This is a genomic window from Streptomyces blattellae (genome assembly GCF_009709555.1).
GTDB lineage: Bacteria > Actinomycetota > Actinomycetes > Streptomycetales > Streptomycetaceae > Streptomyces > Streptomyces blattellae.
This window is the reverse complement of the sequence record NZ_WJBG01000122.1, coordinates 24,826-44,712: the sequence shown is the minus strand read 5'-3', so window position 1 is coordinate 44,712 and position 19,887 is coordinate 24,826. Positions and strand designations below refer to the sequence as shown.

20 protein-coding genes and 3 pseudogenes are annotated in these 19,887 nt (G+C 69.7%); 8 read left to right on the top strand and 15 right to left on the bottom strand.

The annotated features are described in order from the left end of the window. The 3 genes from GFH49_RS10900 to GFH49_RS10890 form a co-directional block, all read right to left on the bottom strand. Positions 1-879: SPFH domain-containing protein (locus tag GFH49_RS10900; protein WP_155055634.1), on the bottom strand; the 879-nt coding region annotated here is incomplete at its 3' end. Between the two features lie 29 nt (positions 880-908). Continuing rightward, the gene (locus GFH49_RS10895; protein ID WP_155055633.1) at positions 909-1,346 is read right to left on the bottom strand and encodes an NfeD family protein; all 438 of its coding nucleotides are present in this window, start codon (positions 1,344-1,346) and stop codon (positions 909-911) included. Positions 1,347-1,816: 470 nt separating this feature from the next. Next, complete coding sequence (locus GFH49_RS10890; RefSeq protein WP_155055632.1) at positions 1,817-2,011, bottom strand: hypothetical protein; 195 nt, start codon at positions 2,009-2,011, stop codon at positions 1,817-1,819. Between GFH49_RS10890 and GFH49_RS10885 the strand changes: the two genes are divergently transcribed. Both GFH49_RS10885 and GFH49_RS10880 read left to right on the top strand, forming a co-directional pair. Then, on the top strand, positions 2,010-2,246 hold the full coding sequence (locus GFH49_RS10885) for a hypothetical protein (protein WP_230396231.1): 237 nt from the start codon (positions 2,010-2,012) through the stop codon (positions 2,244-2,246). The genes GFH49_RS10890 and GFH49_RS10885 overlap by 2 nt on opposite strands. A 387-nt stretch (positions 2,247-2,633) precedes the next feature. Continuing rightward, a pseudogene (locus GFH49_RS10880) lies at positions 2,634-3,788 on the top strand (radical copper oxidase GlxA); the annotation flags it as partial. Positions 3,789-4,189: 401 nt separating this feature from the next. Here the strand turns inward: GFH49_RS10880 and GFH49_RS10875 are convergent. Continuing rightward, on the bottom strand, positions 4,190-4,726 hold the full coding sequence (locus GFH49_RS10875; RefSeq protein ID WP_155055631.1) for a MarR family winged helix-turn-helix transcriptional regulator: 537 nt from the start codon (positions 4,724-4,726) through the stop codon (positions 4,190-4,192). 34 nt (positions 4,727-4,760) lie between these two features. Beyond that, a complete protein-coding gene (locus GFH49_RS10870; RefSeq protein WP_155055630.1) occupies positions 4,761-5,849 on the bottom strand; it encodes a PP2C family protein-serine/threonine phosphatase in 1,089 nt (362 codons plus the stop codon). A 169-nt stretch (positions 5,850-6,018) separates the two neighbouring features. Here GFH49_RS10870 and GFH49_RS10865 point away from each other — a divergent pair, with 169 nt between their 5' ends. Beyond that, positions 6,019-6,537 (top strand): nitroreductase family deazaflavin-dependent oxidoreductase, encoded by a 519-nt coding sequence (locus tag GFH49_RS10865; RefSeq protein ID WP_155055629.1) that lies wholly within the window; start codon positions 6,019-6,021, stop codon positions 6,535-6,537. A gap of 799 nt (positions 6,538-7,336) precedes the next feature. Here the strand turns inward: GFH49_RS10865 and GFH49_RS40945 are convergent. Next, positions 7,337-7,465 carry a hypothetical protein gene (locus GFH49_RS40945; protein ID WP_268867477.1) on the bottom strand — a complete coding sequence of 43 codons (129 nt, stop codon included), beginning with the start codon at positions 7,463-7,465 and terminating at the stop codon, positions 7,337-7,339. Here GFH49_RS40945 and GFH49_RS10860 point away from each other — a divergent pair. The 5 genes and pseudogenes from GFH49_RS10860 to GFH49_RS10840 all read left to right on the top strand — a co-directional run. Further along, a pseudogene (locus GFH49_RS10860) lies at positions 7,461-7,859 on the top strand (cation:proton antiporter); the annotation flags it as partial. The gene GFH49_RS40945 and the pseudogene GFH49_RS10860 sit on opposite strands and share 5 nt — an antisense overlap. A gap of 384 nt (positions 7,860-8,243) precedes the next feature. Further along, entirely contained in the window at positions 8,244-9,482 is a 1,239-nt protein-coding gene (locus GFH49_RS10855) for a cation:proton antiporter (RefSeq protein WP_155055628.1), read from the top strand. Further along, positions 9,469-9,927: a CBS domain-containing protein gene (locus GFH49_RS10850; protein WP_155055627.1), complete on the top strand. Its 459-nt coding sequence runs from the start codon at positions 9,469-9,471 to the stop codon at positions 9,925-9,927. Before GFH49_RS10855 ends, GFH49_RS10850 begins: the two co-directional genes overlap by 14 nt. Before the next feature lie 4 nt (positions 9,928-9,931). After that, positions 9,932-10,600: pseudogene (locus GFH49_RS41435) on the top strand (CdaR family protein); the annotation flags it as partial. A 106-nt stretch (positions 10,601-10,706) separates the two neighbouring features. Beyond that, complete coding sequence (locus GFH49_RS10840) at positions 10,707-11,264, top strand: glycoside hydrolase family 25 protein (protein ID WP_155055626.1); 558 nt, start codon at positions 10,707-10,709, stop codon at positions 11,262-11,264. A 21-nt stretch (positions 11,265-11,285) separates the two neighbouring features. Here the strand turns inward: GFH49_RS10840 and GFH49_RS10835 are convergent, their stop codons facing one another. The 9 genes from GFH49_RS10835 to GFH49_RS10795 form a co-directional block, all read right to left on the bottom strand. After that, a complete protein-coding gene (locus GFH49_RS10835) occupies positions 11,286-11,948 on the bottom strand; it encodes an NADPH-dependent F420 reductase (RefSeq protein ID WP_155055625.1) in 663 nt (220 codons plus the stop codon). Positions 11,949-12,111: 163 nt separating this feature from the next. Next, complete coding sequence (locus GFH49_RS10830) at positions 12,112-12,324, bottom strand: EF-hand domain-containing protein (protein WP_155055624.1); 213 nt, start codon at positions 12,322-12,324, stop codon at positions 12,112-12,114. 179 nt (positions 12,325-12,503) lie between these two features. Beyond that, a complete protein-coding gene (locus GFH49_RS10825) occupies positions 12,504-13,103 on the bottom strand; it encodes an ADP-ribosyltransferase (protein WP_155055623.1) in 600 nt (199 codons plus the stop codon). An 81-nt stretch (positions 13,104-13,184) separates the two neighbouring features. Then, on the bottom strand, positions 13,185-14,360 hold the full coding sequence (locus tag GFH49_RS10820) for a YncE family protein (RefSeq protein WP_155055622.1): 1,176 nt from the start codon (positions 14,358-14,360) through the stop codon (positions 13,185-13,187). Continuing rightward, positions 14,360-15,130 carry a polysaccharide deacetylase family protein gene (locus GFH49_RS10815; RefSeq protein ID WP_155055621.1) on the bottom strand — a complete coding sequence of 257 codons (771 nt, stop codon included), beginning with the start codon at positions 15,128-15,130 and terminating at the stop codon, positions 14,360-14,362. The genes GFH49_RS10820 and GFH49_RS10815 overlap by 1 nt, the downstream gene beginning before the upstream one ends. A gap of 363 nt (positions 15,131-15,493) precedes the next feature. Continuing rightward, positions 15,494-16,102: an ATP-binding protein gene (locus tag GFH49_RS10810; RefSeq protein ID WP_196217930.1), complete on the bottom strand. Its 609-nt coding sequence runs from the start codon at positions 16,100-16,102 to the stop codon at positions 15,494-15,496. 179 nt (positions 16,103-16,281) lie between these two features. Then, complete coding sequence (locus GFH49_RS10805) at positions 16,282-17,049, bottom strand: enoyl-CoA hydratase/isomerase family protein (protein WP_155055619.1); 768 nt, start codon at positions 17,047-17,049, stop codon at positions 16,282-16,284. Positions 17,050-17,125: 76 nt separating this feature from the next. Further along, positions 17,126-18,430 (bottom strand): L,D-transpeptidase, encoded by a 1,305-nt coding sequence (locus GFH49_RS10800; RefSeq protein ID WP_408055894.1) that lies wholly within the window; start codon positions 18,428-18,430, stop codon positions 17,126-17,128. A gap of 186 nt (positions 18,431-18,616) precedes the next feature. Then, entirely contained in the window at positions 18,617-19,870 is a 1,254-nt protein-coding gene (locus GFH49_RS10795) for a L,D-transpeptidase (RefSeq protein ID WP_155055617.1), read from the bottom strand. Positions 19,871-19,887: the final 17 nt, after the last annotated feature.

The following is a 19,887-nucleotide window of genomic DNA, read 5'->3' as shown; positions in this document are numbered from 1 at the left end:
ACCCGCCGCCGACTGGTCACCGAACGCACGGGTGACGGTCCGAACCGCCTCGGTCAGCTCCCCCGGGATCACCCAGAACGTGTTGTTGTCGCTGCCCGCCAAGTGCGGGAGCGTCTCCAGGTATTTGTAGGCCAGGACCTTCGGGTCGGCATTGTTGCGATGGACGGCCTGGAAGACGAGCTCCACCGCCTTTGCCTCACCGTCCGCCCGCAAGATCATGGCCTGCTGCGTGCCCTGCGCCTCCAGGATGTCCTTCTGCCTCGTGCCTTCCGCTGTAAGGATCTTGGCTTGCCGCTCCCCTTCTGCGTGCAGGATGGCCGCGCGCTTGTCACGCTCGGCCCGCATCTGCTTCTCCATCGCTTCCTTGATGGTGTGCGGTGGGTCGATGGCCTTGATCTCGACGCGATTGACCCGGATCCCCCACTTGCCGGTGGCATCGTCGAGGACGGCGCGGAGCCGGGAGTTGATCTCCTCACGCGAGGTGAGCGTCTCCTCCAGGTCCATGCTGCCGATGACGTTCCTCAGCGTGGTCACGGTGAGCTGATCGATCGCCTGCAGGTAATCGGCGACCTCGTAGGCCGCCGCCCGTGGGTCGGTGATCTGGTAGTAGAGCACGGTGTCGATGTTCACCACGAGGTTGTCCTCGGTGATCACCGGCCTCGGGTCGGACGAATAGACCTGCTCGCGCACGTCGAGTTTGGTGTTGATGCGGTCCGCCACCGGCAGGACCAGGTTCAGGCCGGGTTGCAGCGTCCGGCGATACCGGCCGAACCGCTCGATGTTGTAGCGGCGTGCCTGCGGGACGATCCGCACAGTGGAGGCCACGAGGAAGACGACGACAAGGGCCGCCACCAGTGTGAGGACGACAACTGGATCCACAGTGCCTCCGTTGCTGTGTGTTCAGCCGTTCATGGAAGGAGTTCGCGGGGGTAGACGATGGCCGTGGCGCCTTCGATCTCCATGACGTCCACCAGCGCTCCCACCGGGATCACAAGGCTTTCGTCGAAGGCACGAGCGGACCACTCTTCGCCGGACAGTTTGATCAGGCCGCGGGTCGCGGTGACCTCCTGCATCACCTCGGCCCGCTTGCCGATCAGCGCATCACTGCCCTCGTATGTGAGGGGCTGCTGTGCCATGTGCCGCAGTGCGACAGGACGGACGAGGAAGAGGCCCGCTGCCGCTGCTGCCCCCAGGGCCAGCAACTGGCCGAGAATGCCGATACCGACACCAGCGACTACGGCGGCAACCAACGCAGCGCCCGCCAGCAACCCGAAGAACAGTGTCAGGGTGAAGAACTCCGCGACACCCAGCGCCGCAGCGGCGAGCAGCCATACGAACCACGGCATCGAATCGCCCTCCTTCAGGCGCCTTGTCCACCATAGGCACCTCGCGGTCCGCCGGGCAGAACAGGACGGCAGCTGCGGTTGTTGATCGTTGGGCACCTGCCCGACCTCGGCTGGCTCGTCCGTCACATAAGCGCAGGTCAACGACTACGTCGCCGGAGCTGAGAGCGCGACTTCCGCTTGCGTTCTCAGCTCCAGTGGTACAGCGGATTACCGTGCACGAGCCCGCCCCTCTCTTTGCTCCGGTCACACGACGCCAGGTCCCTGTGCGGCACTGGAGACGATATGGCCACGCAGCGGCGGCAACCATGCCGGATTCCGGCAGTCCTGGGTGCCTCTTGCCTGCACGGTCGCGACGCGAGGTTCGGCCGGCGCGACATCGAGGCCGGTGCCCGGAGCCGGTTCGGCCACCGGATCCGGCTGCACCACGCCGGTGACTGGATCGGCCGTTCGGGGAGGGCCAGGGCGAGTACTCACCGGCTCTCCGTGCCGCGAAGCGCGTGGCGCTGGACGAGTACGTCTTCGAGGAGGTCATCCGGTGGGCACATGGCGTTCTGCGGCAACGGTGTCGCCGCGTCCCGCACCCGCAGTGTCTCCCGCCGCTGCGCGGGGATCCGCGCGAGCCGCACCGGCTGCGGCAGACAGGCAGCCTCTCGGAGGTGAGCCATGCACACACGTCACGTGCAGCGCGCCCATGCGTTCGCCTGCCTCAACTGCGGCCACGGCCGGGAGGGCGCCTACGACATCGATGTGACGATGGACGAACACGCCCGGATCACCACCGCCTACCGCGTCGACGGCGAGCGCGCGCCGTCCCCCTTGCAGTCGCCGCAGCGCCCGGCCTGCGAGAGCCACAAGATACGCATCATGCGACCGCCGCGTCGCGTCCGCACACCTGCATGAGACGTGAGGGCGGCGACGGCGCCATGCGTCCGGCCTCCGTCCCGGCGAAGGCCGGTGGCCGGACGAACCTGGCGCGGCCCTGCGCGAGCGACCGGGCTCGCGTCAGGAGGCCGTCTTCCGCCCGGACTGACGGAGAAAGACGGCCTCCGGGTGGCTGCTCATTCAGCCCACCGACATCGTCGGCTTCTTCCTGACCACCTCACTGGTCCACACCCGATGACTGTAGGCACAGGCCCACCCCGGACACGCCCCCTCAGGCCGACGGCCATCCGCACATTGCGCGGATCGGGGCATTTTGCATAGTGCAAGCGAGTGGCCCGCCAAGCGTCCCCGGCCGCAGAGGGTAGGCCTCGGTGGGACCGACCCGCCCCACCGCGGAGGCACCCGATGGCCCAGCATTCCTCGCGTCCGACCACCCGCAAGACCGTGTTCGGCGTCGCCGCCATGGCCGCCCTCGCAGTCCTCAACGCCCCGGCCGTGGCGGGCTTCGCCCAGCACGCCTACCACCGCTACGAGATCAACCAGCCCGAGTACAAAGCGAAGTACGGTCACTGGGCACTCGCCTCACTCCCGGAGAAGTACCAGCTCAACTCCATCCACGCGATCCTGCTGCACACCGGCAAGGTGCTGCTGATCGCCGGATCCGGCAACAGCGTGAAGCTGTTCGAGGGCGGATCCTTCAAGAGCACCCTGTGGGACCCGGCCACCGGCACCTTCAAGAAGATCGACACTCCGGCCGACCTGTTCTGCGGCGGCCACGCCCAGCTCCCCGACGGCAAGATCCTCGTCGCCGGGGGCACCGCCCGCTACGAGGTCCTGAAGGGCGACGTGAAACGCGCCGGCGGCGCCATGCTGGTCAAGAACGAGGACCCGGACCGTGCCCGCACCTTCCCCAAGGGCACCCTCTTCCGCTCGCCCTCCGGCATCGAGTACCGCTCCCAGTTCCCCGTGCGCGTACCCGCCGCGAAGAAGACGCCCACCGGGCGGATCGGTCCCGTGAAGGTCACCGCGAGCGAGGCCCGTGTGTTCGTCGAGGCGGTCGAGGAGGGGCCGCCCGGCATCACCAACACCACCGAGCAGTACGCGATCGTGGGCCTGAAGGGCAAGGACGCCGACAACCTCTACGGCATCGCCAACAAGCTCGGCCTCGACAAGAAGGACTTCCAAGGCATCAAGGACGCCTACGAGTTCGACCCGGTCACCGAGAAGTACACCAAGGTCGGCTCCATGAGCGAGGCCCGTTGGTACCCGACCCTGACCACCCTTTCCGACGGGCGCGTCCTCGCCGTCTCCGGCCTCGACGACATCGGGCAGGTCGTGCCGGGCAAGAACGAGATCTACGACCCGAGGACACAGACCTGGTCCCCGGCACCGGCCCGGTACTTCCCCACCTACCCGTCGCTCTTCCTGACCGGCAGGCGGAAGATCTTCTACTCCGGCTCCAACGCCGGATACGGGCCCGCCGACCAGGGCCGAACCCCCGGCCTGTGGGACCTCAGGACGAACAGTTTCAGCCCCGTCCCCGGCCTGAAGGATCCGGAATCCCGTACCAGGCGCCGGCGACCGCGGTCCCGACGATCGCTGCCGCTCCCACGCACCCGACGAGAAGCCCTTCGACCGCCAGTCGCCACGGTGGCAGGCCGACGAATTCGGCGGGCCCCCACACCGTGCTCCGCAGATGCGCCATGAGGTGCGTCTCCGGCGGGGCCGGGGGGCGACGTCTTCGGCGCATGCACGTCCTCCTTCCCGGCACCCCTTCGGTGTCCGGCATCCTGGTGCGGCAGGCGGACCGTCCGCACCACCCTTCGACCGGGCACGAACACGCGGCCCGCGTCGCTGGGACCAGGCAGACCGTGCATCACCTGAACCTTTCCCTTGCATTATGCAAAACGAGCCAGGGGCCGAAAAGCAGCTGCCCTATCCGGTCGGTTCCCCCGGGCGGGTCAGGCGTCGTGCGCCACCGGCACGTCCACCGCCCAACCCAGCGGGTGCGGCTGCGCCTCGTCGAGCGCCGGGGCGAGGGGCTCTCCCCCGGCCTCGTTGAAGGCGGTCAGAGCCTCGATGAGCGCCAGGCGCTGCGTGGAGGTGAGCCGTGCGACGATCGCGGCGATCTCGGCACGACGCCGGGCGGTGACGTCCTCGACGGTGCGCCGGCCTTCCTCCGTGAGCTGCAGGAGAGTCTCGCGGCGGTTACCGGGATTGGCCTGCCGATCGGCCAGCCCGGCCGCGATCAGCCTGTCCACCATCCGCATCGCGGTGGACGGCGCCACCTGGAGCAGGTCGGCAAGCGCGACCAGCTTGGTGGCCCCGCGGGTGGACAGCACCACCAGCATTCTGAATTGAGGAAGCGTCACCCGCTCCTCGACCTCGGCGAGCGAGCGGGCGGATACCGCCACCAGCAGCCTGGACGCGGTCAGCACCGCACGGGTCACCGCGTCGACATCGTCCCTCGCCCCCGCAGGGGTCTCACGCTCCGGCATAGGTCCTTTGTACCGTGCCGAAGTGGCTGCTCACTCACGTGATGGGAACAGATTTTCCTTCCCCATGACCGTGGTAGCGCAGCAGAAGCATCGCGGCGTCGTCGTGGGGCGGCCCATCGGCATACTGAGCAAGATCCGAACGCAGAGCCTCCAGGGCGCGGTGCGCGTCGGGGTCCTTCAGCAGGTGGGTGCGCTCGCCGAGCGGATAGAAGCGGCCGTCCGGGTCGCGGGCCTCGGTGACGCCGTCGGTGTACAGCAGGAGCTGCTCACCGGGAGCGAAGTCCACCCGATACGGCTTCGGGCCCTCGCTCCCGTGCGCGTTCAGGCCCAGCGGAAGGGCGTAGGCGGGCGGTTGCGGGAAGTCGACGGCACCGTCCTTGCGTGCGACCATCGGGGCCGGATGGCCGTAGTTGAGGAAGACGACCCCCTCTCCCGAGCCGATCTCGGCGAGGATCGCGGTGACGAACCTCTCGCCCTCCAGTTCCCGGGCCACGCTCCGTTCCAGGCGCTCGCCGAGGCCCACCAGGTCCGGCTCGTCATGCGCGGCCTCCCGGAAGGCGCCGAGAACGACGGCGGCCGTCTCCACCGCGGTCAGCCCCTTGCCCTGCACATCGCCCACGATCACCCGGACGCCGTGCGGCGAGGCCACCACCTCGTACAGATCCCCGCCGATGCGGGCTTCGGCGACCGCCGAGGTGTACGACACCGCCGCCTGCAGTGGGCCTGCGGTCAGCGGCACCGGGCGCAGCAGCACCCGCTGCGCCACCTCCGCGATCGACCGCACACTCGCCAGTTCCCCCTCCCGGCGCGAACGCATCACGGCCGCCGCGATGCCGACACCCGTCACGCCCGCCACCGAGGCCAGCGCGGTGAACCCCCGGCGTTCCTCGAACAGCCCGTCGTACAACCCGAGGGCCACGCACAACACCAGCGCCACCAGCCCGAACACCGCCGTCCGGCGCCACCCCCCGACCAGCCCGGAGAAGGCGGGCCCGAGCGAGACGAGCGGGAGGAACCCGATCCCCGGCCCCGCCACGACATCCATGACCGCGACCACCGCCATGACCACCGCCGGCATCCAGGACAGCACTGTCCAGCTCGACGGCGCCTTCTTGTCGGTCATGATGCACTCCAGCGGTATCCCGGCGCTCGAGAGCCGCCCTCGGTGCCGCAGGCGCCCCTCCCCCCACCTTTAGACTATGCAAAGGTGGCTGGTGCGAGGCGGCTCACAACCCCGGTCCTTTACCCAACCGAGGCCGAGAGCCGACATTTCCCACCCTCGGAAGGCGACCATGATGCAGAGAGACACCACACCTCGCCGCCCCCAACTCCCCACCGGGTGGCGGCGCCTGGCCGTACGGCTGCCGATTCCGCTCTACCGCGCGGGCCTGGGGTCGCTCTTCGGGAAACGGCTGCTCCTCCTGCACCACCTCGGTCGCGTCAGCGGCCTCGACCGCATGGTGGTCGTGGAGGTCGTGTCCCACGACCCGACCGGCGCGAGTTGGACCGTCGCCTCCGGATTCGGTCCGAAGGCCGACTGGTACCAGAACCTGCGGGAGCAGCCGCAGACCGTCATCCGGTTCGGCAACCGCCCTTACGCCGTCACCGCCCACTTCGTCCCGCCCGAGGAGGGTGCCGAAATCATGGCCGAGTACGCGCAGCGGCACCCCCGAACGGCCCGCCGTCTGTGCGCGTACACGGGCCTTCCGGTCGACCGCGGCGAGGAGTCATACCGCGAGGCGGGACGCGACATTCCCTTCGTCCGCCTGGACGCCGCCATCGGACATCACCAGCACGGACACTCACAGTGATGATTCTGGGGCATCGCCGTTGACCGGTGATGATGCTGAAGGCATCGCCCATGGTGACCTTGGTGAGCGAGCCGTTCCGGCCGACCAGAGTCGCCCGTGGGGCGAACAGGAGAGAGCGGTCTCGCGGCCACGTCAAGCTCTCGCAAGGACTGCGACCTTCACCCGGCAGACCCACCGGACCGGGGCTTCGGCGCGAGCGCCACCACCCAGGCCATCGCAGGGAGATACACGGAAAGCGGCCGGAGGGACTGGCGATCTAATTTTGCATCATGCAATGATCGGGCGGGGGGTCGAGCCGACGGCCGACTGCCGTCCGGCGCCCAGGAGTGACACCGGCAAGGCAAGCGGGACGGCACACCGGCCGTCGGCGGGCCTCCCCTACGCCGCTCTGCCGCCACCTGATCCCGCCCGTGATCCGGAGCCTCGATGCGCCACGAGCCGACGGCAGCCGGAAGGCCCGTGGGTCGGGCCTTCCGGGCGGGACCTGGACGGACGGGCCGGACTCCGGCGCGTCGGCCGCGTGATCGGCACAGCTGCCGTGATCACCGTCGCCCTGAGGGCCTGGTCCTGACTGTCCACCGACGGGGGCACTCCTGGCAGTCGCCGGACGACGCCATCGTGCGGCAGTTGGACGAGGCATCCCCGGGGCAGGGCCCGGCAACCCACCTCCCGCCCGGATCCGCCGTCGCGGAGCCGTCTTCGTCGGCTGGTCACGACAGGATCCGGCTGTTCACGGCAGGATGACGTCCACCGCCGGGGAAACAGCGTCTCTCGACAACCTCGGCACACCCTCACAACCTCAAGCCGTACGAATGTCGGTGGCGCCGTGGGCGACCCGATCCAGGTCGAGATCCTTCCGGTGGCTCAGAGCACCGAGTGGCATCCGGCTGACGTAGTCGACGACGGCGACGCCGAGGGCTCCGAGCATTCCGCCCGTCCTGCTGCCCGCTCTCGCCCTGGCCGTGGTCACCGCCCTCACCAAGATCGCCACCGGCTACTGGGCCGCCCGCCGCGCCGGGATCGCTCCCAAGGGGCGCTGGCGGGCCGGCGGGACTCTGGTCGCCCGCGGCGAGTTCTCCATCGTGATCGCCGGGCTCGCTGTCACAGCCGGCATCGAGCCCTCCCTCGGCCCCCTGGCCACCGCCTACGTCCTCATCCTCGTCATCCTCGGCCCCCTCACAGCCCGCTACACCGAGCCCCTCGCCACCCGCCTGTTCCGACGTCACGCCGGGCACACCACCCTGGCCGCCAAGGGCAGCCCACTTCCGCCTGCGGACACGTACGAAAGCATCGACGACCAGGACGCCGTGGGCCACGCGTGAGGAACCGGACGGTCTGCCCGCCGACCACGAGGGGCGGGCAGGCGTTTCTGGACCTTCCGGGGAGAGGGCACGTCAGGCGCCTGCGCCGCCGACAGCCCGGGCCGCAGGACACCTCATCCATGGACGGCTGCGCGGCGTTCCACTCGCTTCTGTCCGCCGCACTGTCCGCCACACTGGCACACGCCCACCCGGCAGATCGTCACACGGTCACACGCGCCACGGGCAGCGCTCTCTGCCGGGATGCGGCAATGTCGGTCGTACCTGACTGCGCGCCAAGAACCTGTCAGTGCCCCGTAAAGGACGTGTAGGGTTCCCAGCGGTGTGCCGGGAAGCCTGGTCGGCGGTTGTGAGGACAACTCTCTTCGCCGATCGGGGGTCTGGGTCATGGTGCTCATCGTGGTCTTCGGGGTGGCGCTGCTCATCGCGGTGCTGCTGTCCGGCCTGGCCGCCCGGACCGTCCTGTCCACGTCCTTTCTCTTCCTGGTCGGCGGCGCGCTCGTCAGCGACGGCTTCCTCGGCCTGATCCACATCACGCCGGACAGCGAGATCGTGTCCGTGACAGCCGACCTGGCGCTGTTCGCGGTGCTGTTCACCGACGGCATGCACGTCTCCTTCCCGAAGCTGCGCGACAACTGGCGCAACCCGGCCCGTGCTCTGGGACTCGGCATGCCGCTCGCCTTCATCGGCATGGCACTGATCACCCACTTCCTTGTGGGCCTGGACTGGACGACGTCCTTCCTCGTCGGTGCCGTGCTCGCGCCCACCGACCCGGTGTTCGCCTCCGCGATCGTCGGACGCAAGGAAGTCCCCGCGAAACTGCGGCAGTTGCTGAACGTCGAGAGCGGCATCAACGACGGGCTCGCCCTGCCCGTCGTCCTCATCCTGATCGCCGCGGCCGGACCGACATCCGGGCACGCCGAGGCCGACTTCGGGAAGATCGCGCTGGAACTGGTCCTCGGCCTCGTCTTCGGCATCGCCCTGCCGTACGTGGTGATCGCGCTCGTACGGTTCCGGCTGCTGGGCGCCGAGCCGAAGCTGCAGCCGCTGCTGCCGCTCGCGATCGGTGTGATCCTCTACGCGGTCTGCCACCTCACGCACGCCAACCCCTACCTCGCCGCCTTCTCGGCGGGCGCGGTGCTCACCGCGCGCTCGCTGGAGGCGAAGGAGGCGTTCGAGCCGCTGGGCGAGGCGCTGGCGGAACTGGCCAAGTTCGCGGCGCTGCTGGTGTTCGGCGCGCTGCTGACGCCGCAGCTGTTCGGTGACCTGTCGGCCGGCGGTTACGCCGCCGTGGTCCTGGCGATCGTGCTGATCCGCCCGGCGTCGCTGCTTCTCTCCCTCATCGGGACCCGGTTCGACCGGCGGGAGAAGCTGGTGGCCGCCTGGTTCGGGCCGAAGGGCTTCGCCTCGGTGGTGTACGGGCTGCTGGTGCTCCAGGCCGGGATCCCGCAGGGCGAGGAGGCGTTCACGCTCATAGCCGTGTGTATCGCCTTCTCGATCATCGCTCACAGCTCCACCGACGTGCCCATCGCCCGCCTCTTCCACGTCCAGGACCTCGCCGGCGTGGACGACGACACGCCGGCAGAAACCCGTACCGCCAAGGAGACCGGCCATGTCGGCGCGTGAACTCGCCCAGCCCTACCCGTCCGTGTCCACCGACGACGACGCCACCGACGCGGCCCGGCTGCTGGCCGCGCACAAGCTGCCCGCGCTGCTGGTCGTCGACCGCGATGGACAGCCGTACGCCATCGTGCCCGGCTCGCAGCTCATCGGACAGCTCGTACCCGAGTACGCGCTGGAAGACCCGACGCTCGCCGCCGTGATCGACGACCAGGACCTGGACGAGGTACCGGAAAAGCTCGCCGGGCTCACGGTGGCCGAATGGCTGCCGGGCCGCAGGTTTCGTCCGCCGACCGTCGGACCGGGCACGAGCGTCGTGCACATCGCGGCCCTCATGGCCCGCACGCACACCCCGCTGGTCGCCGTCGTCGAGCACGACGGCGAGCGTACCCGGCTCGCGGGCGCCGTCACGGCCGCCCGCCTGATGGAACGACTCGTCGGAGGATCGTGAACGGCTGGCAGGAAGTGAAGTACGTGGCCACGGTGCTCCGCGTCGGCGAGGCGCTCGGCGGGGTGGGCGTCGGCGTCGGCGTCGGCGTCGGCGTCGGCGAAAGTCTGCTTGCGGGCGGAGAGCGTCTCGTGGATCTCGTCGCGCCTGTCGGCCAGTTCGCCGAGGAAGTCGTCGAATTCGGCGAACTGGGACTCCAGGTTCGCCAATTGCACCAGCATGCGGGCGAGTTGATCGTCGCACTCGTCCGGGCTGCCGGCGGCCAGCGCGCCGCATCGACGACCTCCTCTACGGCCGAAGCGACCTGGGCCGCCTTGCCGAACGTGCAGAACGTTTCGGCCTGCGTCTGTCCCACGCGCACGCGGTCGCCGTCGCGCAGGGCCTGTCCACCTACGACGATGGCGATCCGGTCCCCCGACAGGTGGAGCAGGCGCTCATCACCCGCTTCGGCGACCGAAGCTTCCTGCTCACCACCAAGGACGGCCGGCTGCTGTGCATCGCCCCCGGCCCCCCGGACGAGGTACGCACCTACTTCGCCAAGCAGGCACACGCCGCCACCGACGGCGGACGCGTCGCCATCGGCCGCCCCCAGCCTGGCCCCGGCGGCGGCGTCCACTCCTACGAGGAGGCCTTGAACGCCCTCGAACTGGCTGACCGCCTGGACCTCGACGAACCCTAAGGGTGAGTTTCCGCGGCACGGCCCGCACCGGCGGATCACGCGTGCCATGGTGGGCGGACGTCCGACAACTCCTGTCCCCCCACGAGCACTTCCGGGAGTGCCCATGCTGCGCGGTATCGATGTGAGCGCCTACCAGTCCTCCGCCTACGACACCGACGGTCTCTCCTTCGTCTTCATCAAGGCGACGGAAGGCCGTTCGTACGTCAACCCGAAGCTCGCCGGCCAGACCAAGACCGGTCGCGACGCCGGCCTGGTCGTCGGCTTCTACCACTTCCTGTGGCCCGGCAACCTCACCGCCCAGGCCGAGTACTTCGTCAAGCACGCCCCGGAAAAGGGGAGCGACATCCTCGCCGTCGACTGGGAAACGACCGGCGACGGCACCCACGCCAGCGGCGCGGAGAAGGACCGGTTCATCCGGAAGGTGAAGGAGTTGCGGCCGAACCATCGGGTGGTCCTCTACTGCAACCGCAACTTCTGGCTGACCGTGGACGACACCTCGTACGCGGGCGACGGCCTCTGGATCGCCGACTACGTCACCGCCGGCGAGCCCCGGATCAAGGCGAAGTGGCGCTTCCACCAGTACACGAGCGACCCGATCGACACGAACGTGGCGGACTTCGAGAGCAAGGCGGCGCTGCGGGCATGGGCCGACAACGCCTGACCCGTCCCTGGGGGCGGGGCGTCAGCCGCGGAACGTCGCCGGGCGTTCGCGTGACGCCTCTGCCAGGGCCTTGGTGACCGCCTCGGCACCCGCCCGCAGTCCGTACACGGGGGTGTCGGGCTGCTGGCGCCAGGAGTCGTCGATGCCGCCGGCGTCGACCGTGTCGAAGCCGAGGTCGTCGATCAGGGCCCGCACTTTCCGCTTGGCGACCTCGTCGTCGCCCGCGACGGGCAGGGCCATGCGGTCGGGGTCGCCGGCGGGGCGCGGGCGCTCCAGGAGGTCCTGGGCGTAGGTGCCGTTGAAGGCCTTGATCACGGCGTGGCCGATGTTCCGTTCCGTCCAGCGGCTCTCGGTGAGGCCCTCGTCCTCGATGGCGGCGATCCTGCCGTCCCGCTGCCGGGGGTAGTAGTTGTCGGTGTCGATGACGGCGAGCCCGTCCGCCGCCCCGTCCAGCAGCCCGGCCGGCAGGTCCGGGACCGCTCGCACGGGGACCGTGATCACGACGATCTCCGCACCCTGCGCGGCCTGCTCGACCCTGACGGGCGTGGCGCCGGTTTCCTCGGCGAGCGCGGTGAGTGTGTGGGGTCCGCGGGAGTTGGCCACGGAGACGTCGTGACCGAGGGCGGTGAGCCGCCGGGCGAGGTTGCCGCCGATGTTGCCCGCGCCGATGATGCCGATCTTCATGACAGGGCCTTCCGGGTCTGGTGCTCCTGACAGTTCGCCTGACAGTTCGCCTGACAGTTCGCCTGACAGGAGGCGATAACCCCGGCGCGGGGTGGACTATTCCGGCAGACGTGACGAAGGGGCGCCCGCCCGTTTCCTTCCGGACCGGCGCCCCTCACCGACGTCACTTGTTCAGGTAGGCCCAGAATTCGTCGAACGACAGGACCTTGTCACCGTTGAGGTCGCGACTGGCGATGATCACCTCGGCGACCGTCTCGGTGACGTGCCAGTCGCCGCCCTGGGCGAGGGCGGCCTTGAACTCGGCTGCGGTGATGAAGCCGTCACCGTCCGTATCGATCCGCTCGAACTGCTTGCGTGCTTCGTCGATGTCCGCCACCGATCCGCCCCTTCGTCATGCATGTTCCGTGTGTGCGGGGCTCAGATTATCGGGCGACTCGATGACGCAGCGCAGCGACCACCCAGGCGGACTCCGGGCGGACTCCAGGCGGACTCCAGGCGGTCGAGTGCGGCGGCACGTCCGGCCCCCGCTGCGGATCGGCAGGGGCCGGATATCGCTCAGTGCCAGGCCTCGTAGTGCGGGTTGCTCTGGCAGCCGCTCATGATCTCGACCTTGGTCGTCTTGTTCACCGGGCAGACGCCGATGATGTACTTCCGGTGGATACCGCCGGGGAAGGCGACCTCGACCTGTTCGGCCCACTTGTGGGTGTCGCCGATCGTCTTGTTGACGTCGATGCCGCCGGGGGCGTCGATGTAGTAGTTCCAGCCCGACTTCCACCACGTCTTGTACAGGTCGTGGTCGTACGTCGTCGAGACGTAGGGCGAGGGCTGGTTGACGAGGACGTACTTCTCGATGTCGTACTGGCCGTTGACGTCCTTGGGCAGGAAGCCTTCCTCGAAGACCACCGAAGGCCCGCGGCCGTCGGCGCGGTACAGCGTGCCGCAGGTCTTGCGCCAGACCGGCTCGGGCGTGATGCGGGCGATGTCGACGCGGCGGTCGGCGGCGGCCTTGACCGGGTCGTGGAGCTGGGGACAGACGGGGGCGGCGGCCTTCGCCGCGGTGGTCGCGGTCGGGACTGTGGCGGCGGTCGTGACGAGGACGGCCGCCAGAGACAGGACGGCGGCAACAGCCCGCCGCCGCAGACGAGTTGTGATCATGCGGGGCACGATTCCGTGTCTGCGGCGGCGGAGCGTGGACCTTCACTCGTACGGCGGCGTGTCCGCCCAACTGCCGTTACCTCACCGGAAGATGCCCGTGTGGCCCAGTGAGTAGCGGCCCGGCTGCGGGTAGACCGCGAGGCCGTGCGGACCGGCGCCGACCGGGATGCGGGCGAGCTGGGTGCCGGTGCGGGTGTCGATGGCGTAGACCTCGGCGTCGTACCGGCCGGACAGCCACAGGACCTTGCCGTCGGCGGAGACGCCGCCCATGTCGGGGCTGCCGCCGTCGGGCAGGTGCCACTTCTTGGTGACCTTGTTCTGGGTGAAGTCGAAGACGGAGACGGAGCCCTCGCCACGGTTGGAGACGTACATCTCGCGGGAGTCCCGGCTGACGTACAGCCCGTGGCAGCCCTTGCCGGTGGGCAGGAGGGTGGGCTCGGTGAACTTCTCGCCGTCCAGCATCCACATGCCGTCGGCCATCATGTCGGCGATGTAGAACCTCTTGCCGTCCGGGGAGATCTTCACGTCCTGCGGCATGGCGCCGTCGAAGGGAAGCTTCTGCTGCCCGACGACCTCCATCTTCTCCGTGTCGACCTTCAGCAGCTCACCGCTGAACTCGCAGGAGACGATGAAGTACTTGCCGTCGGCGGAGAAGTCGGCGTGGTTGACGCCGTAGCAGGTGACCGGTTCGGTCTTGATCCGCTCCATGGTGTGCGGGTCGCGGAAGACGAGTTCGCGGTCGAGGGAGGCCATGACGACGGCGTACTTGCCGTTGGGCGTGAAGTAGAGGTTGTACGGGTCGTGGACCTCGACCTCCTTGCCCGCCTTGCCGGTCTTCGGGTCGATGGGGGTGAGGGTGTGGCCGCGGTTGTTGTTGACCCAGAGGGTCTTCATGTCCCAGGACGGGACGACGTGCTGGGGCTGGCGGCCGACCGGGATCGTCTCGATGATCTCGTACGTCTTCGGGTCGATGACCGAGACCGTGTCGGACTCGGTGTTGGGGACGTAGACCCGGGACGGGAAGTCCTTGACCACCGGCGAGAGTTGATTGGGTCGGTCTGCCGCGTAGACGTCTTTCGGGTCGAGGACCGGCGGCATGCCGGGCAGGCCCTGGACGGTCTTCTTCGGCGGCGCGGGTACGGCCGCCTTGGTGTTGAGGGCCTTCGGCGCCCGGTCCGCGGACTCGGTGCCGCAGGCGGCGAGCGCGGCGAGGGCGGCGCCCGCCATCAGGGTGCGTTTGACGAGGTTCCGGTGCATCAGCTCAGCAGCTCCGTGGTGGTGACCGCGCGCAGTCGGCGGTGGTCGAGTTCTTCCAGTACGGCGGGGAGCGCGGCGACCGTGTCCGCGTAGCCGAAGTGCAGGCTCACGATCGATCCGCCCCGGATCCCGCCCATGACGTTGCCCGTGACGGCGTCGGGGCCGGGCGAGGTGAAGTCGAGGGAGTCCACGTCGTAGGAGAGGACGTGGGGGTAGCCCGCGGTGCGGGCCAGCCGTGCTACGAGCGGGGAGGCCCGCGCGGCGCGGGACGGGCGGAACCAGGTGCCGATCGATCCGGTCAGCCGCCGCAGCCGCTCGCCGCATTCGCTGATCTCGGCGTGCGCCTCGGCCTCGGACATGGCGTTGATGTCCAGGTGCCGTTGGGTGTGGTTGCCGAGGTCGTGGCCGCCGTCGAGGATGCGGCGGGCCAGCTCCGGGTGTTCGTCCAGCCAGGTACCGACGGCGAGCACGGTGACCCGGGCGCCGTGCCGCTCGGCCGCGCCGAGCAGGGAACGGGCGATGGCGGGGTCGCCGGCGCCATGGAAGGTGAGGGCGACGCGGGGGCGGTCGCGGGGGCCGTGGGCGATCTGGGCGGGGTGCCGGGGGAAGCGGCGGGGGCCCGGAGCGGGGGGTCGGGCGGACGGGCGGGGCGGGCGGGTGTGCTGAGCTGTGGCGCCGGGTGCGGCACCGCACCCGGCGGCGAGCCCGCCCGCGGCGGCAACGAGGGCGGCGCCGGCACGCAGCGCCGCCCGTCGGTCGGTGGTGGTCACCGCACCATTTAAGAGGCGTTATGCCCGAAAACTCGCGATTGATCCGGTTGGCGGTGCAGTCAAGGCAGGGTCAAGGTCGGGTAAACGGTGTGGTCAACGACGCGGTCAGCGGCGCGGTCAGCGGCGCGGTCAGCGTGTGGTCAGCGACGGGTTGACGGCGCAGTCGACGGGCCGGTTTACGGCGGCGGCCTACGGGCCGGTCCACGGCGGCGGCCCACGGGCCGGTCCACGGCGGCGGCCCACGGGCCGGTCCACGGCGGCGGCCCACGGGCCGGTCCACGGCGGCGGCCCACGGGCCGGTCCACGGCGGCGGCCCACGGGCCGGTCCACGGCGGCGGCCCACGGGCCGGTCCACGGCGGCGGTCATCTGTCGGCGACCCGCATCTCGAACCACGTCGTCTTCCCGCGCGGCAGCAGATCCACGCCCCACCGGTCGGAGAGCTTGTCGACGAGGTACAGCCCTCGCCCGCTGACATCCATCTCCTGGACCGGCATGAGACAGGGCAGCCCCCGGGAGGGGTCGCGGACCTCGACGCGGATCCAGCCCCGGCGGCGGCGCAGGCGCAGTCCGAAGACCCGGGCGCCGGTGTGCCGTACGGCATTGCCGACGAGTTCCGACACGAGCAGGACCGCGTCCTCCGTCATCTTGGGGGTGAGCCCCCAGTGACGCAGTACGACGACCTGGGTCAGTCTGCGCGCCGTGGCCGCGGACTCGGGGCGGGACGGCAGCGGCACCTCCGACTCCGTCGGATTGCCGAACAACTCCATTACTTTGAGAGCGTGTTCGTCCTCGGCCGTCGGCGACCAGCGCGCCGCGGTCGCACGGCCCTGTCCCCGCGGCTGTTCGATGCCCTCCAGCCCCGCCATGCCCCCATCATGGCGGCCCCGAACGCCCTCCGGGGGCGTCTCCGCGGAATACGCCCCCCGGAATCCCCCATTCCGCACCGGTGGATCGGCATATGCCAAGGGCAGTTCGGAGCCGGTTACAGCCCCGCTGAACTGCGGCGCAGGCTCGATTGGAGGCAATCGACAGGCTCCCTCGACAAGGCAGGCTTAAGGTTGCCTTAAGGCTCCCATAAACCGCCCCATCGAGGGACCTTGATGAGACATCGCGTCAATTGCAAGGCGCTGCGGGGAGTTTGGGAAGAGATTTACCGGAACTTCGCCTTCCCTGGCCCCTCCTCGACGAAGCTGCGCATGCCGCGCTCCCGGTCCTCCGTGGCGAACAGGCCTGCGAACCAGTTCCGTTCCACCGCCAGGCCGGTGTCGATGTCCGTCTCCAGGCCCGTGTCGATGGACTCCTTCGCCGCGCGCAGGGCGATCGCGGGACCCTGCGCCAGCTTCGCCGCCCAGGCGTGCGCCGCCTCGTACACCTCGGCGGCCGGCACCACCCGGTCCACCAGGCCGAGCGTCAGCGCCTCGTCGGCCTTGACCTGACGGCCCGTGAAGATCAGGTCCTTCGCCTTGGACGGGCCGACCAGCCGGGCCAGGCGCTGGGTGCCGCCGGCGCCCGGGATCAGGCCGAGCAGGATCTCCGGCTGGCCCAGCTTGGCGTTCTCCCCGGCGATGCGGTAGTCGGCGCAGAGCGCCAACTCGCAGCCGCCGCCGAGGGCGTAGCCGGTGACGGCGGCGACGACCGGCTTGGGGATACGGGCCACGGCGGTGAAGGAGTCCTGCAGGGCGCGGGCGCGCAGGACCATCGCGGTGTGGTCCATCACCTGCATCTCCTTGATGTCCGCGCCGGCCGCGAACACCTTCTCGCCGCCGTAGATCACCACGGCGCGTACGTCCTCGCGCCGGGTGACCTCCTCGGCGAGTTCCTTGAGGCGGTCCTGGGTGGCGACGTCCAGCGCGTTCATCGGAGGGCGGTCGAGGCGGAGGGTGCCCACACCTTCGGCGACTTCGAGGTTCACGGTCATGGCAGCAGGTTAACGGGGACTAACGACAGCGGGCCCGGTGCATTGAGTCACACCGGGCCCGCGTACCGGAAGAGGGCTACGAGGTCCACTTCTCCCACGACATGTTCCAGCCGTTGAGACCGTTGTCCGGGTCGACGATCCTGTCGTTGGAGTTCTTCACCACCACCACGTCGCCGATCATCGAGTTGTCGAAGAACCAGGCCGCCGGGACGCCGCTGTCGTAGCCGCCGCGGACGTCGCGCAGGCCGATGCAGCCGTGGCTGGCGTTGTAGTTGCCGAAGGCGTCGCCGCCCCAGTAGTTGCCGTGGATGAAGGTGCCGGAGGTGGTGAGGCGCTGGGCGTGCGGGACGTCCTTGATGTCGTACTCGCCGCCGTAGCCGACGGTCTCGCCGTTCATCCGGGTCACCGTGAGCTGCTCGGTGATGACCATCTGGCCGTTCCAGGTGTCGTAGCCGGGCTTGCCGGTGGTGACGGGGATCGTCCTGATGACCTTGCCGTCCCGCTCGACCTCCATGGTGCGCTTCTTGACGTCGACGACCGAGACCTGGCTGCGGCCGATGGTGAAGGAGACGGTCTTGGCCTGCTCGCCGTAGACGCCGTCGCGGCCCTCCACGCCGTCGAGGTCGAGATCGACGGTGACCTTGGTGCCCGGCTTCCAGTATTCCTCGGGACGGAAGTCGAGGCGGTCGTTGCCGAACCAGTGGCCCTCGACGTCGACGGCGGGCTCAGTCCTGATCTTGATGGCCCGCTCTACGTCCTCGGGGGCGGTGATGCCCCGGGTGAAGCGGATCGAGAACGGCATTCCCACGCCGACCTTGGAGCCGTCCTCGGGGGTGAACTCACCGATGAACGTGTTCTGCGGCGTCAGGGTGGTGAAGCTGGAGTCCTCGGCGGCCGCACGGCCCTCGGAGTCCTCGGCGACCGCGTGGACCTGGTAGGTGGTGGACGCGGCGAGATGCGTGGACGGCGTCCAGCTCGCCCCGGCGTCGGTGATCTTCCCGGGTATCTCGGTGCCGTCGGCGTCCTCGACCCGCACCTCGGTCAGTTGGCCCTCGGCGGCGCTGACCTTGAGGGCGCCGTTGGTGTCGACCGCCTTGGCGCCGTCCTTCGGGGCTATCGTCACCACGGCCTGCGACTGCTTGCTCTCGGCCCGGCCCCCGGCCTGGCTCCCGGTCTGGGTGGAGTCCTTGCCCTTGCCGGATCCGGACTTCGAGTCCGAGCCGCCCCCGCCGCACGCGGTGACGGCGAGAAGCAGCCCGCACACCACGACCGCCGCTTTCCCGCGCCGCCCCCTTTGTCGGCTCGTTCGCCTCCGGAGCGCTCCAGCCGGCTCACTCGCGTGCGCGTCAACCGACGCCCCCGATATCGGCCGCACGTTCAAGTTTTCTCCCCTCGCCGGGCCTGGCCCGGCCAGGCCCGCTCCCCTGCGCGTCCCCCGCGCTCGGCGCATATTAACCACAAGGCCGGCGGCATGGTCGCGGCATGACTGTCACCGTTGCGTACCGACCTTCAACCGATCTTCAACCGACCTTCAACAGAATGTCGGCCAACCCGCCCCCTGTTCCGGTTACTTCACCGCACCGCCCGCCTTCCACTCCTTCCAGCCCATGTTCCACCCGCCGAGGCCGTTGTCGGGAGCGACCTTTCTGTCCTTGCTGTGGACGACCTCGACGACGTCCCCGACCAGGCTGCGGTCGAAGAACCAGCCCGCCGGCGTGTCCGAGCCGCCGCCCTTCGCGTCACGCAGGCCGACGCAGCCATGGCTGATGTTGGTCCGGCCGAAGACGGTGTCCGGGGCCCAGTAGTTGCCGTGCAGGAAGGTGCCGGAGTCGGTGAGGCGCATGGCGTGCGGGACGTCCGGGATGTCGTACTCGCTCTTGCCGTCGGCCTTGCGGAAGCCGACCGTGGCGCCGTTCATCCGGGTCAGTTCGAGCATCTCGGTGACCACCATCTTGCCGTTGTACGTCGTGTTCTTGGGGGCGCCGGCGGTGATCGGCACGGTGGCGAGCAGTTCGCCGTCGCGGCGTACGTCCATGGTGTGCGCGCGGGCGTCGACCAGGGAGACCTGGCTGCGGCCGACGGTGAAGGAGAACGTCTTGTGCTGGAGGCCGTAGGCGCCGGGTGCGCCTTCGATGTCGCGGAAGCGCAGCGCGACGGTGACCCGGGTGCCGGGTTTCCAGTAGTGCTCGGGACGGAAGTCGAGGCGGCCGTCGCCGAACCAGTGCGGGCGGATCTCGACGGCGGGCTTCGCGCTGACGCGGACGGCGCGTTCGACGGCGGCCCGGTCGGCGATCTCCCGGTTGAACTCGATGGAGACGATCATTCCGGTGCCGACGGTGGAGCGGTTCTCCGGGGCGACGTACCCGATGAACCGCTCCTCGGGGACGTACGTGGTGAAGGTCGTGTGCCGTGCCGAGCGCCGTCCCCGGCCGTCCAGCGCCACCGCGTCGATCGTGTACTCGGCGGCCAGCGCGAGCTTCTCGTCGTCGGGCTCCCAGCGCAGGCCGTCCTCGGAGATGTGCCCGGAGACCGGGGTCCGCCGCGCGTCCTGGGACTTGACGACCCGCACCGATTCCAGACGCCCGCTGGGCACCCGCACCCGCAGCCTCGTGTCGGGTTTCACGCCCCTGCTGCCGTCGTCCGGCGAGACGCGGATGACGTCGTCGGGTGCCCGGCCCTTGCCGAACACCGCGTCGACGCCGGCCCCGCCCGAGCCGCCGCCCGACGTGCATCCGGCGGCCCCGGCCAGCAGTCCTGCCCATGTCAGTACGGCGGCCAACGCGGCCCCCGCGCGCCGCGCGCGCCCATGTACGTGCCTCACAACGACCCCAACGACGG